General features: G+C 68.8%; 12 protein-coding genes. 4 read left to right on the top strand and 8 right to left on the bottom strand.

All coding sequences use genetic code 11. The features are described 5' to 3' along the window. Window positions 1-394 (bottom strand): tRNA adenosine(34) deaminase TadA (tadA, locus tag VLF18_RS18150; RefSeq protein ID WP_325281033.1); only part of this gene is annotated, 394 nt, incomplete at its 3' end. 58 nt (window positions 395-452) lie between these two features. Continuing rightward, on the bottom strand, window positions 453-1,112 hold the full coding sequence (locus tag VLF18_RS18145) for a transferase (RefSeq protein ID WP_325281032.1): 660 nt from the start codon (window positions 1,110-1,112) through the stop codon (window positions 453-455). A gap of 356 nt (window positions 1,113-1,468) precedes the next feature. Between VLF18_RS18145 and VLF18_RS18140 the strand changes: the two genes are divergently transcribed. Then, entirely contained in the window at window positions 1,469-2,449 is a 981-nt protein-coding gene (locus tag VLF18_RS18140; RefSeq protein WP_325281031.1) for an NAD(P)-dependent oxidoreductase, read from the top strand. A 10-nt stretch (window positions 2,450-2,459) separates the two neighbouring features. Here VLF18_RS18140 and VLF18_RS18135 read toward each other — a convergent pair whose 3' ends face one another. Together VLF18_RS18135 and VLF18_RS18130 are read right to left on the bottom strand one after the other, a co-directional pair. Beyond that, a complete protein-coding gene (locus tag VLF18_RS18135; RefSeq protein WP_325281030.1) occupies window positions 2,460-3,266 on the bottom strand; it encodes a DUF2182 domain-containing protein in 807 nt (268 codons plus the stop codon). Further along, the gene (locus tag VLF18_RS18130) at window positions 3,247-4,011 is read right to left on the bottom strand and encodes a DUF899 domain-containing protein (RefSeq protein WP_325281029.1); all 765 of its coding nucleotides are present in this window, start codon (window positions 4,009-4,011) and stop codon (window positions 3,247-3,249) included. Before VLF18_RS18130 ends, VLF18_RS18135 begins: the two co-directional genes overlap by 20 nt. Before the next feature lie 122 nt (window positions 4,012-4,133). Here VLF18_RS18130 and VLF18_RS18125 point away from each other — a divergent pair, with 122 nt between their 5' ends. Both VLF18_RS18125 and VLF18_RS18120 read left to right on the top strand, forming a co-directional pair. Continuing rightward, window positions 4,134-5,354: a helix-turn-helix domain-containing protein gene (locus VLF18_RS18125; protein WP_325281028.1), complete on the top strand. Its 1,221-nt coding sequence runs from the start codon at window positions 4,134-4,136 to the stop codon at window positions 5,352-5,354. Between the two features lie 33 nt (window positions 5,355-5,387). After that, window positions 5,388-6,020: a glutaminyl-peptide cyclotransferase gene (locus VLF18_RS18120; RefSeq protein WP_325281027.1), complete on the top strand. Its 633-nt coding sequence runs from the start codon at window positions 5,388-5,390 to the stop codon at window positions 6,018-6,020. Between the two features lie 61 nt (window positions 6,021-6,081). Here the strand turns inward: VLF18_RS18120 and VLF18_RS18115 are convergent, their stop codons facing one another. The 3 genes from VLF18_RS18115 to VLF18_RS18105 form a co-directional block, all read right to left on the bottom strand. Beyond that, entirely contained in the window at window positions 6,082-7,308 is a 1,227-nt protein-coding gene (locus VLF18_RS18115) for a S1 family peptidase (protein WP_325281026.1), read from the bottom strand. Window positions 7,309-7,925: 617 nt separating this feature from the next. Further along, complete coding sequence (locus VLF18_RS18110; protein ID WP_325281025.1) at window positions 7,926-10,331, bottom strand: serine/threonine-protein kinase; 2,406 nt, start codon at window positions 10,329-10,331, stop codon at window positions 7,926-7,928. Window positions 10,332-10,672: 341 nt separating this feature from the next. Beyond that, window positions 10,673-13,174, bottom strand: coding sequence for a hypothetical protein (locus tag VLF18_RS18105; protein WP_325281024.1), 2,502 nt, complete (start codon window positions 13,172-13,174; stop codon window positions 10,673-10,675). A gap of 11 nt (window positions 13,175-13,185) precedes the next feature. Between VLF18_RS18105 and VLF18_RS18100 the strand changes: the two genes are divergently transcribed. Beyond that, entirely contained in the window at window positions 13,186-13,482 is a 297-nt protein-coding gene (locus VLF18_RS18100) for a hypothetical protein (RefSeq protein WP_325281034.1), read from the top strand. Between the two features lie 32 nt (window positions 13,483-13,514). Here VLF18_RS18100 and VLF18_RS18095 read toward each other — a convergent pair. After that, window positions 13,515-13,783 (bottom strand): VOC family protein (locus tag VLF18_RS18095; protein ID WP_414717242.1); only part of this gene is annotated, 269 nt, incomplete at its 5' end.

Here is a 13,783-nt window from a genome sequence, read left to right as displayed (position 1 = left end):
TGCGATGGTTGTGGCGTTCGGAGACCAGCGTGTCGAACACGCTGCCGGCCGCACCGGTCTTCGGATCGCTGGCGCCATAGACCACGCGCGAGACGCGCGCGTGGACCAGCGCCATCGAGCACATCGCGCAGGGTTCGAGCGTCACGTAGAGCGTCGCGCCCGGGAAGCGATAGTTGCCGAGCCGCCGACCGGCGTCGCGCAGCGCCTGGATCTCGGCGTGGGCGCTCGGATCGTTGAGGCCGATGTTGTGGTTGTGCCCTTCGCCGACGATCGCGCCGTCGACGACGAGCACGGCACCGACGGGCACCTCCGCATGCTCTTCTTCGGCCAGCCGCGCGAGCGCGAGCGCCTGCTGCATCCAGCGCAGATCGTCGTCGGTGGCGTGGTCGGTCATGCGCGCTTCCGGTGCCGCAGGACTGCGGCGGCCGCGAATGATAGCGGATGCGCCGCGCTCAGTCGGCCGGCTCGCCGGCGAGCCACCGGTGCTGCGCCGCGCGCACGCGCGCGAACGCCGTGACGAGCTGCGCCCAGGCGACGCGATCGAGCGTTTCCGGCCGCGCGATCAGGCCGACGGCGCGGCGCACCGGCGCGCCGGCGAACACGATCGCATTGCCGCGGTCGTTGTCGTCGACGGCGAACACCGCCTCGTCGAATGCCGCGTTCAGGCGCTGCAGCAACCGGTCGAATCCGGGGTCGTCCCGATCGACGTTGATCACGAGCAGTCCGCGGGTGCGCAGCGCCGCCCGGCAGGCCGCGGCGAAACGCACCGACCGCAGCCGCGCGGGCATGCCGTCTTCGTCGTAGCCGTCGAGCAGGATCGCGTCGAACGCGCACGCGTGCCGCGCGACGAAATCCACGCCGTCGCCGAGCCGCACGCGCAGCCGCCGGTCGTCGCGCGGAATCGCGAACGCGTCGCGCAACGCGATCACGCGCGCATCGAGTTCGATCGCGTCGATGCGCGTGCGCGGCAGATGGCGATGACAGAACTTGGCAAGCGACCCGCCGCCGAGTCCGATCAGCGCAATCCGCGCCGGCGTCGCACGGAACAGCAGAAAACCCATCATGAGCCGCGTGTAGTCGAACACGAGTTCGTCGGCAGCGGCGAGCCGCATGCGGCTTTGAATCCGCGCCGGCCCGAAATGCAGCGAACGCAGGCCGGCGGCGTCGACGATGTAGGGCGCGCGAGGCATTGGGCAGCAAAGAGTGGACAGGAGTGAGAAAAGAGTACCAGCGACGGCCTCGTCCGCCGTATCGGGTTTCGCGAAAAACCAGCACGCGAAGCGCTCCTGACTCGTTACTCACTCCGCCGGCGTTGCGCAGTGGCGAAAGCGCAATCCGTTCGGCATCGGCATGACTTTCGTCCGGGCGCACTCGACGTTGGTCGAGTCCGCGCGACGTCGCGGAGTCGATTCGCAGTCCGGGCTCGCGCGCGTATCCTTCGCGGTTTCCGGCCATTCGGTTCCCAGCCATGCGCATCGTGGTCACTGGCAGTTCGGGGCATCTGGGCGAAGCGCTGATGCGCTCGCTGCGCGCGTCCGGCGACGAGGCGATCGGACTCGACCGGCTCGCCTCGCCGTTCACCGATCGCATCGGTTCGCTCGTCGATGCCGGCTTCGTGCACGACACCCTTGCAGGGGCCGACGCCGTGCTGCACACCGCGACCCTGCACAAGCCGCACGTCGCGACGCATACGCGCCAGGAATTCGTCGACAGCAACGTGACCGGCACGCTCAACGTGCTCGAGGCCTGCGTCGCGCACCGCGTGAAGTCGCTGGTATTCACGAGCACGACGAGCGCGTTCGGCGCCGCGCTGACGCCGCCGCCCGGCGAGCCCGCGGCCTGGATCGACGAAACCGTGCGTCACGTGCCGAAGAACATCTACGGCGTGACGAAGATCGCCGCCGAGGATCTCTGCGAGCTGTTCCATCGCCGCGAGAGACTGCCCTGCCTGATCCTGCGCACGTCGCGCTTCTTTCCCGAGGCCGACGACAGCGCCGAGATCCGCGACGCCTACGACGACGCGAACGCGAAGGTCAACGAACTGCTGTATCGGCGCGTCGATATCGCCGACGTCGTCAGCGCGCATCGCTGCGCGCTGGACCGCGCGCCGGCGATCGGCTTCGATCGCTACATCATCAGCGCGGCGACACCGTTGTCGCCGGACGATGCCGCCGCACTGCGTCGCGACGCGCCCGGCGTCATCGCGCGCTACTTCCCGGACTACGTGGAGGAATACGCGCGCCGCGGCTGGCGCATGTTCCCCGAGTTCGACCGCATCTACAGCAGCGCGAAGGCCGTGCGCGAACTCGGCTGGCGGCCGGCGTTCGGCTTCGGCGAAGCGCTGGCCGCGTTGCGCGACCAGCGCGACTACCGCAGCGATCTGACCCTGCAGATCGGCAGGAAGGGTTACCACGCGGACACGTTCGCACACGGGCCGTATCCGGTCTGACGCCGGCGACTTACACGAGGCCGGCCGCGCGCAGGCTCCACGCGGCGCCGACGGCGATCGTCGCAACGCCGAGTGCCTGGGCCACGCCGGATCGCGCCGGCGCAAGCCGTTCTGCCGTGATCGCGATCGTCACGATCGCCATGACGAGGAGATCCATGACGCCGAACACGAGCAGCAGCAGCGTGAACCCGGCACAGCAGCGCACGCAGTGCAGGCCGATGCGCAGGCCGTGCTTCCAGGCGGCCGAACCATCCGCAGCCACGCGATGCCTGCGTTCGCAGCAGACCAGCCGGCGCTGCTTGCGTGCGCCGAACTGCAGTGCGCCGACCGCGATCGCGAGCAGCCCGATCGCAAGCGGAACCGCGTGCGACAGCGCCGGCGATGCCATGACGAATGCGGCGAGCGCGACACCGCATACATAGACAATCGCGCCGACCGCCGCCCAGACCGCGAAATAGCCGCCGGCAACGAGAGCCGTCAGTCCCGCGAGCCGCGCGTCGCCAACGCAGCCGACACCGCGGTGATAGCGACGCAGCATCGGCAGCAGCGCCGGCGACATCATCGCGACCATCATGACGCACCACATTGCGAGGAACGCGGCCGCCGCGTCGTCCCAGCCCTGCCCCGGCATGCGCATCCACGCCATCGACATGTGCCAGCCGCCCGGCATCGGCATGCCGGGCATGTCGGACATCGCGTTGCACAGGCGTAACGTCGCGAGTGCGCTCGTGCAAAACAGCAGTGCGGCGGTGACGAGGAACGCCCGCTCGAATCTCGCCGGCGGCTGCAGATCCGATTCACCGTGCGTCGTATTCATCATGACGCCGCCACCAGATCCCCGTTTCGTTCCGCCCGAGCGGCGCGCGATCGAGCCACGCATACATGCCCCAGAGCCCGTCGAGCCCGCGCGCGTAGGTCGAATACGTGTGATAGATCTCGGCACCCTCGCGCACGAACGCGCTCATGCCCGGGCGGTCGCGCATATACGTGGCGGCATCGGTGCCGCAGGCGGCGGCGGAGCACGCGACCGGCTCGGGCACGGCCGCCGCATCCATTGCATGTCCGCTGCGCCGGTAGTTGTAGACGATGTCGCCGTCGCGCTGCTGCTGTTCGGTGAACGCGACGTTGAAATCGGCCGTGAAGTCGCCGGCCGCCGCCGCCGCCCACGGAAACGTCCAGCCCATGCGCCGCTGATACGCGAGCAGCTTCGCGAGCGGCGCGCGCGAAACGGCGGCGAGCGTCACGTCGTGATTCGCGAGATGCACGGCGAATCCGTCGAAGCCGTCGGCGATCGCCGAGCACGACGGACAGCCCGCGGAATAGTCGGGGCCGAACATGAAGTGATAGACCAGCAGCTGCGAGCGGCCCGCGAACAGATCGGCGAGCGAGGCGCTGCCCGTCGCCGTGTCGAAACGATAGGCCTTGTCGACGCGCACCCGGGGCAAGGCGCGCCGCAGGCGTGCGATCTCGTCGCTGCGCCGCGTGAGTTCTTTCTCGGCCGCCAGCAGTTCGAGCCGCGCGGCCAGCCAGGTGTCGCGTGTCGCAATCGTCGGTGTCGTCATGAGTCTGCTCCTGTCGTGATCGCCGGCAGCGCAACGCCGCGCCGGCATGCCGTGGATCGGCGGTGCGCTACAGTAGGCGCGGCCCGGCAGGCGGCGAGAGTGACAACGGTGGCGCGATTCGGATGGACTCGCTGATCACGGCAGCAGCGCACGCACTCGCCGCCGGCGATCCGCTCGTCGCGCTCAAGCATGTCGCGCTGCGCGACGATCCGGCCGCACTCGCGCTGCGCGGGATTGCGATGGCTCAGCTCGGCGACCTCGCACGCGCGAAGCTGCTGTTGCGATCGGCCGCTCGCGCGTTCGGTCCGCGCGAAGCCGTCGCGCGTGCGCGCTGCATCATCGCCGAAGCGGAAATCGCGCTGGTCTCGCGCGACCTTACCGCGTCGGCGAAACCGCTCGCCGACGCGCGCGACCTGCTGGAAGCGCGCGGCGACGCACGCAATGCCGCGCATGCGCGCTGCGTCGACGTGCGCCGGCTGCTGCTGATCGGGCAACTCGACGAGGCGGAGCGCGCGCTCGCCGGCATCGACGCGAACCGGCTGCCGCCCGCGCTGTGCGCCGCGCGCGAACTCGCCGCCGCCGGCATCGCGCTGCGGCGCCTGCAGGCCGACGCCGCGCACGCCGCGCTCGTGCGCGCCGCAACGGCCGCGCAGCAGGCGCGCATCCCCGCGCTGGTCGCCGAAGTCGCCGCCGCGGCGCAGGTGCTGCAGGTTCCGGCCGCGCGCCTCGTCGCGCGCGACACCGAGCGCACGCTGCGGCTCGCCGACGTCCAAGCGCTGCTCGCCTCCGACACCTTCGTCGTCGATGCCTGCCGCCATCTGATCCGGCACGCCGGCACGACGGTCACGCTCGCGACACGCCCCGTGCTGTTCGCGCTCGCTCATCGGCTCGCTGCCGCGTGGCCGCACGATACGCAACGCGAGGACCTGATCCGCGAAGCGTTCCGCACGCGCTATTCCGACGACTCGCATCGCGCGCGCCTGCGCGTGGAGATCGGACGGCTGCGCGCCGCGCTGAAGCCGATCGCCGGCGTCCGCGCGACGCCGCGCGGATTCACGCTCGTGCCGCATCGCGCCCGCGACGTCGTCGTGCTCGAGCGCCCCGTCGACGAAAAGCATGCTGCCGTGCTCGCCCTGCTCGCCGACGGCGAATCCTGGTCGAGTTCGGCCCTGGCGCTCGCGCTCGGCGCGAGCCAGCGGACCGTGCAGCGCTCGCTCGACGCGCTGGCCGCCACCGGAAAGGCCCATGCATTCGGCCGCGGCCGCGCGCAGCGCTGGACCATGCCGCCGCTGCCCGGTTTCGCGACCGCGTTGTTACTCCCGGGCCCGCTGCCCGGCGACTAGTCTGGCGTCACCGACAGCCATGAGGAAACCCGCATGAAACGCTCGAACGCCGAAGTCATCCGCGAATACGGACCTTTTCCCGATGTGGACAAAGTAGCCGGCGTGACCTACGACGGTCGTCACGTCTGGATCGCGACCGGCGACCGCATCACGGCGATCGACCCCGCCGACGGCAGCACGACGCAGTCCATCGCCGTCGCCGCGCATGCCGGCACCGCGTTCGACGGCAGGCACCTCTATCAGATCGCCGAAAGCGTCATCCGCAAGATCGACCCGCAGTCCGGCCAGGTGCTCGCGACGATTCCCGCGCCGGGAAACGGCGGCGACTCCGGCATGGCCTGGGCCGAAGGCTCGCTCTGGGTCGGCGAATACCGCGCGCGCAGGATTCATGAAATCGACCCCGACACCGGCGAGATCCGCCGCACTCTCGAATCCAATCGCTTCGTCACCGGCGTGACCTGGGTCGACGGCCAGCTCTGGCACGGCACCTGGGAAGGCGAAGAAAGCGAATTGCGCCGCGTCGATCCCGGCAGCGGCGACGTGCTCGAAAGCCTCGCGCTGCCGCAAGGCGTGTTCGTGTCGGGTCTCGAATCCGACGGCGGCGACCGGTTCTACTGCGGCGGCGCGAGCAGCGGCAAGCTGCGCGCGGTGCGGCGTCCGAGATGACGAAAACGGTGCGCCGCATCGTCGCCGGCCGGCGACGACGCGGCGCACCGATCAGGCACGATCAGGAGCCGGTGACCAGGGTCAATCCCGGATAGCGCAGCAGGATCGGCAGCAGCGGCTGGAAAAAACTCACCGGCGAAGGCTCGGCGCAGTTGTCCACGCCGTTCGGGATACTGCCGCCCGAGTTCACGCCCTGAGCCTGACCGTCCGGGGTGACGAAGGAACCGCCGGAATCGCCGAAGCCGACACAGGCGCTGGTCATGGACAGGCCGGTTACCGGCCCCGCGGCATAGTTCACCGTCACCTGGGTTGCGTTGAGCACACCGCAGCGCGCACCGGTACGAAAGCCGGAACGGCAGACGGTCGCACCGATCGCCGCCGGCGTGCTGCCGCGCACGATGAGGTTGCCGCCGAAGGAATAGGCATTCACCCACGGCTGGGGGACGCCCTGGGAATTCGTGTTGTGCACCACTGCCAGGTCGCTGCCCGGGAATACCGAGTCGTAGAAATAGCCCATCGACGCGCCGGACGCAGTCGTCACGGTCGCATTGACCGCGCCGCAATGGCCCGCCGTGACATAGCCGTTGTGGATGCCCAGCGTGACGGAGAAGCCAATCGAGCAGGCCGAAGTTCCGCCGATGATGTAAGGGTCGCCGCCACGGATGTCGAAAGTGGGCACCGGACGGGATCCCTCTTCGACCACGCGCACGAGTTTCGCATCGGCCTTGCTCGCGGCGATGAAATCGACGGCCACCGCGGTCGCGCCCGGATCGACATTCACGATCACGCTGTTGCGTTTCGGATCCACATACCAGGAATGAATGCGCGGATCCGCACCGTCGGCCTTGGCCGGTCCGCTGAATCCGCGCACCGGGTCGTCGAGGTGGGAACGCGCCGTTTCGAGCTGCGCCAGACTGAAATCCACCCGACGCACCTGCGCGCCGAGACTGCGCGCCGCAGCATCGGCCCCGACACCGGCGACGGCGATCACCGCCTGGTACTGGCCGCGGGTATCGCGCTCCATCCAGATCCCGCCGAACGCCGCGCCGAACGCAGCACGGGCATCGCGCTCGATCGAGGGCATCCGCCTTTCCACATCGCGGTATTGGGCGATCTGTTCCGGCGACAGACCCATATCGCGCTGCAGGGCGTCCTGCAGCGCGGGAGAGAGTCCGCCGTTCTCCGCCGCGGCGACGGAAGCCGCGACGAAAATCTGGGAAGCGGCAAGAACCACGGAACCGGCCAGGCCGGAACGCCGGCAACGGTAGATCGATAGTGAATTGCGCATGCATCATTCCTCAGGGGGTGGATTTTCCGCCGGCCTCCTCGCGAGGCGGGCGGCAAGCGCGAACCCGCGCCGCCTCCGGGCAGAACACCGAACTGCACACGTCGCACTGCCCGTCACTCCGGCACATCGTTCCGGCACGTCTTAAGACATCGACGGATTTCGCGGCGAATACGCAGTCCCTGCGGCAAATCCCCACGCCCCGCAGGCACCGCGCCTCCTCTCGCAACACGATCGTCCGCCACCCGCTGCGCGCGTTGCCGGCACGGACGACGGTATAAGAATTGCGCAATAGATAAATAGCCAATAGTTCTCATAACGATGGAAAGAAACGTTAATAACTTGATAAAAAGCGGACTAAGCAGCACCTCCAGCCCACCGTGCCGTCGCGCGGTGCGCCGCCGTTCTTCTCATCCAGGCATGCGCTGCGCGCAGCGAACGGCAGTTGATCGAGCCGCTGCCCGCACGTGATTCGGATCGGCAGCAGCGGCACGTGCGGAGACGGCGCTGGCGCAACGTGCGCTCCGCGCTCGTCGTTACGGGCCGCCACCGCAGCGGCACGTTCCCCGAAATGCGGTCACCGGGCTGAAGCGCGCAACCGGCCCGGCGGCGCTGGCGCGTCAGGAATCCTTCAACGCGGCGAGCCCCGCGAGGTCTTCGACGACCTGCGGGTGGGCCTCATCGTCGAACGCCTTGCGGTCGATCGCGAGCGCGCGCTGCCAGGCCTCGCGCGCCGCATCGATGCGGCCCAGGGCGCTCTGCGCACGGGCACGCGTGCGCTCGAGTTCCGCCAGACTGAGGCTGTCGGCGCCGAGGCCCCCGACCAATGCGGGCTCTATGCGCGCGAGTCGCTGCAGCGCAGGTTCCGCCTGACCGCTCGCGACTTCGAAGTTGGCGTAGTTCAGTTCGTAGTTCAGCGTGCGTGTGTTGGTCGCGCCCCAGGCTTCGGTGGCGCGTTCCAGCGCCTGACGGTAATACGGGCCGCTCTCTTCGAGCTTGCCGCCGAGGCGCAGGGCGCTGCCGAGCAGCGCGGCGAAGTTGATCGTGCCGAAACCGAGCCGGCCGAAGCGCTGTTCGGCCTTGGGCAGCACACCGCGCAGCAAGGCCTCCGCATCGGCGAAGCGCTGCTGCCGCAGATACAGGATCGCGAGACTCGTCTGCACGGCGATGGTCAGCGTGTTCAGCTCGCCGTTCACGCGCAGGCGCCGCTCCAGCAGCGCCTTCAGCGTGCCTTCGGCGGCGTCGAACTGGCCGAGTTCGGTGCGCGCGATCACGAGCGTCTGCAGATTCGCGAGCGTGGTTTCGTGATCGCTGCCGAGCAGCCGCTCCAGCCGCGGCTGCAGCGCAGCGGCGGCATCGAGCGCGCGCGCAAAGTCGCCATTGTTCGTCATCTGGAACGCGAGCGTGTGCGCGCTCTCCAGCGTGTCGGGATCGTCCGCGCCGAACGCCTGCTCGCGTTCGCGATGAATCGCCTCGTACTGCTGCATGGCCTGCGGCACCTGGCCCTGACCGCCGACGGCGTGGGCGATCTTCTGACGTACGGCCAGGCGCTCGCGCAGCTGGTCGGCCGGCAGCAGATCCAGTGCCTGCCGCAGGTACTCCGCGGCAAGCGCGTACTCACTGATCTGGTGATAGGTCCTGCCGATTACCGCGGCGATCTGCGCGAAGACCAGCGGCTCGTCGGCGAGTTCCTTGCGGGCATTGCGCGCTGCATCGTCGAGCAGCATGCGCACCAGGCGCGTGTCCATGCTGCGCGCCTGATCCGGATCGGCGGCGCTGAGCAGATTGCCGAGAAACGCCGCGGTGCGCTCCGCACGCGCGCCCGCAGCCTGCGCCTGCCGGCGCTGCAGCTGCGCGTCGCGCAGGCTGAGCACGGTGCCGAACAGGCCGCCGAGCAGCGCAAGCACTGCGACCGCTGCGAGACTCAGCACGAGCGCATTGCGGCGCAGGTAGCAGGCCAGGCGGTAGGCGCGCTGCGCGCCCATCGCCGCAACGGGCTGGCGGTCGAGAAAACGGCGCAGATCGTCGGCGAATGCGCTGACGCTGGCGTAGCGCCGCGCCGGATCGTCGGCGGTCGCGCGCCGCACGATCGCGCGCAGCGCGCGCGGAACAGCGGCATTGCGCGCGTCGTCGTCGAAATCCGCATCCCAGGCCGCGGGTTCCGGCGACGAAGACACGGCAGGTTTCACGATCCGCAGCAAATCCCAGAGCACGCGGCCGAGCCCGTAGACGTCGGTCGCCGTCGACACGCCGCTGCCGGCGCGCTGCTCGGGACTCGCATAGCCCGGCGTGAAGGCGAGCGACGCCTCCTCGTCCGACGCGATCGCCGGTGCGGCGCCATCGTCGATCAGGCTGGCGATGCCGAAGTCGAGCAGGACCGGCCGCCCCTGCGCGTCGACGAGGAGGTTGCCCGGCTTCAGATCGCAATGAACGATCAGGCGCTGGTGCGCGAAGCTGACGCCGTCGGCAACGGCGATCAGCAACTGCAGCGCGGCCGGCAAACCGAGACCGTGCCGGCGCAGGTAGTCGTCGATGGGTACGCCTTCGACGTAGTCCATGACGAGATACGGCTGACCCGACGGCGTCGCGCCGCCGTCGAGCAGCCGCGCGATATTCGGATGCGTCAGCCGCGCGAGAATCTGTCGCTCCTGCGCAAGACGCTCGAGCGCTTCGCTGCTGGGCATGCCGCGCAGCAGCTTGATGGCCGCGATCTGCTCGAAATGACCGTCGTTGCGCTGCGCGCGGTAGACCGTGCCCATGCCGCCGTGACCGATCTGCGCGGTCAGCGTCCAGGCGCCGAGGCGATCGCCGACCTGCACATCGCTGCCGGCCGCCGCCAGCGCATTCAACGCAGGCTCCACGAACCGCCAGGGATTCACTTCGGTGCGGTCGAGCAAGGCTGCAACCTTGGCGATGACCGCCGCGTCGTCGCTGAGTTCGCGCAGCCGCGCGCTGCGCAGCGGCTCGTCCAGATCGCAGACGGCGCCGAACAGCGCTCTGACCTGCGCGAAGTGCTCACGTTGCATGCGAACCCCCTGTGGTCGCGGCAACGATAGCGCCAATTGAGCCGTGATTGTCGTCGTGCGGGCCGTTCTCGAAGCCGTCGGGGCCGGACGCAGCGCCAGCGCCGTGCCAGCCCTTCGCAACGCCGAGCCGGCGACGGGTCCGTCAGCCGAGCCGCTTCATGAAATTGCGCTTGCGACGGTGCCGGTGTTTCAGGGCAGCCGGATCGCCCGTGCGCTCGGCCGGACTACTCGGCGACGCGATTCGTTCGGCGAGCTTGAACGCTTCCTGACAGTTCGTATTGCCGCCGGCTGGCAGCGGACTGGCGCACGCCGGAGCGACCGCGCTCCGGCGTGCGCAATCCTCATTGCGTTTCGAAATCGTCGGCGAACAGCGCGTCGGTCAGTCGTTCCGCGACGAATACGTCGCGGATGTGATTGTTCGGATCGTCCGGCACGACGTTGCTGGCCGTGCTCGAGAACATCACGATGCCGCCATCAGCGCTCAGTTGGTGTACGCGCGCGTCGCCGTTCATGCCTTCGGGCGTGATGCGGTGCACGCGCTGCGTCGTGCGATCGAACAGCATGATGGCTTCGACCGGCGCTCCCGGATAGGACGAGGGCAGCGGCGTCGAAAACGCGACGCGATCGCCGTCGGCGGATATCCCGACGGGTCTCTGATGCCGATACGCATAGACGATACCAGCGGCGACATCATGGCCGACGCAATCGATGCGGCCGCTGAGCGTGTCGCGCAGATGCAGACTGCCGGACGACGGGCAGACGAGGTCGGTGTTCTCGAACGCGAAATGGCGGCCGTCGCGCGAAACGCCCAGGAACCAGCTGGCTTCCGCGAGTTCCTCTCCGGCCGGGCCCAGGCTCACGCGTTCGAGCGTCGCCGTGTCGACGGAATACGCAAACACATCCTGGACGCCGTTGGTGTCGCCGGCGACGAGGTTGCTCGACGTGGCGGAAAAATACACAGTGCGACCATCGCCGCTGATCTGCGCGATACCCGGCAGTCCGTTGGCCGTGCCGCCGCCGGGTGGCTGGCTCGCGACGGCGGTCAGGCCGTCGGACAGGCGATGCACGATCACGCGGATGCCGGAGCTGCCCGCGCTGCTAAAAGCGATGACGTTGCCGTCATCCGAAATGCTCGGGTCGAAGGAAGCGCCGCTGCCATTGACGGCCTCGAGCTGATCGGTGAGACGATCGTAGCGGTAGGTCAGCGGCGGTCCCCAGCCCCAGAACGGAGACCACAGCTGGTAGCAGCCCATGAACACGACGTAGCGCCCATCGGGCGTGATGCGCGGCGTAATGGTCCCGCACGGCGATTCGCCGCCGTAGATCCGGCGGCTGATGCGCTGCGTCGTGCCGGCGAGCCGGTCGCGCAGGAAGACGTCGGCGACGCCGTTCGTGTCGCCGACGACGAGGTTGTTGGCCAGCGACGAAAAGACCACGAAGCGGCCGTCTTCGCTTACACCGCCGCCGTAACTGATCCCGCTGTCCGCGTTCGCCGCGGCGATCGCGTCAGGCAACGATTGGCTGATCCGCGTACCGCCCTCGGCGCCGATCACGCTGCGGAACACGTCGTCCATGCTGTTGCCGTCGCCGTCGGTCAGTGCGTCGTCGCTGCTGCTGCAATAGGCGACGCCGCCGTCGCCGCTGAGATCGCAGCCTTCGGTCGAATCGTAGGGATTGAACCAGCCGGGCCGCAGTTTCACCAGGACGATGCTGCCGGATGTCACGTCGCGCATGTAGTGCCGTGGCGAACCGTGTGAAGAAGACCCCGCCAGATCGGTGTCCCTCGACCTCATCAGGATCACGTTGCCGTCGGCCGACACGGCGTCGGCGACGGCGCCCGCCTGCAGCACGCCGCCGGCCGCGTCGCGCGTGACGCGCAGCGACTGTTGCGTCACGCGATCGAAGCGGAAGCCGTCGATGGCCGCGTTGAGGTCGGCGGGCTCGAGCGCCGCGTCGGTGTTGAACAGCACATAGCGCCCGTCGGCTGAAACGGCGTTTCCGCTCGCGAGTGCAGGCTGGCCGCCGAACTGTCCGCCATCGGGCGCGATACTGGCATTCACGTTGACGTTGCCGACGGTATCGCGCAGCACGATGTCGCTGTCGCCGTTCGTATCGCCGGCGAACAGGTTGGTCGCCTGCGTGCGGAAGGCGACGTAGCGGCCGTCGGCCGATATCCGCGCGTCGTCCGACCCGAGATTGCCGACGTCCCCGGTTATCGAGACGGAAACGACGTCGAGTACACCGCTGTCGCGGTCGTAGCGGTAGACGTCGTCGGACGCGTTGAGGTCCTGCGCGACGAGAGGATCGCTGCTGACGAAGACGATATAGCGGCCGTCGGCGCTGATCTGCGGCGCATGGCTGCCGGTTGCGCTGCCGCTGCCGTCGAGGCCGCGGCTGACCAGCGTCGTGGTCTGTGCGACCCGGTCGCGCAGATAGATCTGCCAGGTGTCGTGCGTATCCGCGGCGACCAGGTTGCTCGCGCGCGATTCGAACACGACATGGCGCGCATCGCCGGAAAGATCCGCCCTGCGTCGCGTATCGGCGTCGGCTTGCGCGCCGCCGTTGCCGAGGCTGACGCGCTCGAGACTGCCGGACGCATGGTCGTAGAGGAACAGGTCGGCGGCCTGATTCGTGTCGCCCGCGATGAGGTTGTCTGCTTCGGAGACGAGCAGCGCATAGCGTCCGTCGTCGCTGAGGCCATGCGCCTCGAAGCTCCGACCGTTCGTGCCCTGAAGTGCCGCGATGCTCGTCCGGTTCACGAGGTCGATGTCGACCGCGCCAAGCGGCGACGCGATCACGACCAGGCCGGCCGCACACAACAGTCGCGCAACGATTCCATACATGAATTTTCCCCTTGTTGAATGGCCGGCGGACGCCATCCGGACTGCCGATCGAGCATGCGCAGTGCGTCGTGCGGCAGGTGCGTGCCGCAGTCTCGAACCTTCTCGCGGCGCTCTACCGGCGGCGGTCGCCGATGCCCATGATCGGTATTTCCGCCGCGCGGTTCGTCCGTAAAACGTTAAGCGCCGCGACGGATTTTCAGGTGATGGCGGGCGCCTCCGACGAACGTGCCGCGCAGGCGCGTGCGCATCGCGCTCGACGCGGTATCGCGGACGTGGCGCGATCGATGTCGCGGCGCATTCCGCCGTGAACTGGCGCAGGCGATTCGGCCAGTGGTCGGCGCTAGTCCCTGCGGTTCAGAGGCGGGGCCGAATGCCCTGCGTTGCTGACGCACGACGCGGAGGCGATGCCCGTTCGGCGCTTCCATGACCCACCAGCGGCCGTGGCGGAAAGCGATCTTCTTCGGCGCCGGGTGCTCTCGAGACGTTCGGCCTCGGCCTGCGCGTCGTCGGTCTCGATGTCCGGATGCACGCGGCTGTCGTGATCGACGCGCTGCAGCAGGATGATGGGCTCGTCGTCAGCGGTCTCGAGTCCGGCGTAGCGTCGTCGCC

This window comes from Tahibacter sp., from assembly GCF_035481375.1.
Taxonomy (GTDB): Bacteria; Pseudomonadota; Gammaproteobacteria; order Xanthomonadales; family Rhodanobacteraceae; genus Tahibacter.
The sequence above is the reverse complement of the archived record's forward strand: the minus strand, read 5'-3'. Positions and strand labels throughout refer to the sequence as shown.

Coding starts and splice junctions, on each gene's coding strand:
- VLF18_RS18145 (WP_325281032.1), bottom strand. CDS start 1,112: ATGCGGCTCGCCGCTGCCGACGAACTCGTGTTCGACTACACGCGGCTC.
- VLF18_RS18140 (WP_325281031.1), top strand. CDS start 1,469: ATGCGCATCGTGGTCACTGGCAGTTCGGGGCATCTGGGCGAAGCGCTG.
- VLF18_RS18135 (WP_325281030.1), bottom strand. CDS start 3,266: ATGAATACGACGCACGGTGAATCGGATCTGCAGCCGCCGGCGAGATTC.
- VLF18_RS18130 (WP_325281029.1), bottom strand. CDS start 4,011: ATGACGACACCGACGATTGCGACACGCGACACCTGGCTGGCCGCGCGG.
- VLF18_RS18125 (WP_325281028.1), top strand. CDS start 4,134: ATGGACTCGCTGATCACGGCAGCAGCGCACGCACTCGCCGCCGGCGAT.
- VLF18_RS18120 (WP_325281027.1), top strand. CDS start 5,388: ATGAAACGCTCGAACGCCGAAGTCATCCGCGAATACGGACCTTTTCCC.
- VLF18_RS18115 (WP_325281026.1), bottom strand. CDS start 7,308: ATGCGCAATTCACTATCGATCTACCGTTGCCGGCGTTCCGGCCTGGCC.
- VLF18_RS18110 (WP_325281025.1), bottom strand. CDS start 10,331: ATGCAACGTGAGCACTTCGCGCAGGTCAGAGCGCTGTTCGGCGCCGTC.
- VLF18_RS18105 (WP_325281024.1), bottom strand. CDS start 13,174: ATGTATGGAATCGTTGCGCGACTGTTGTGTGCGGCCGGCCTGGTCGTG.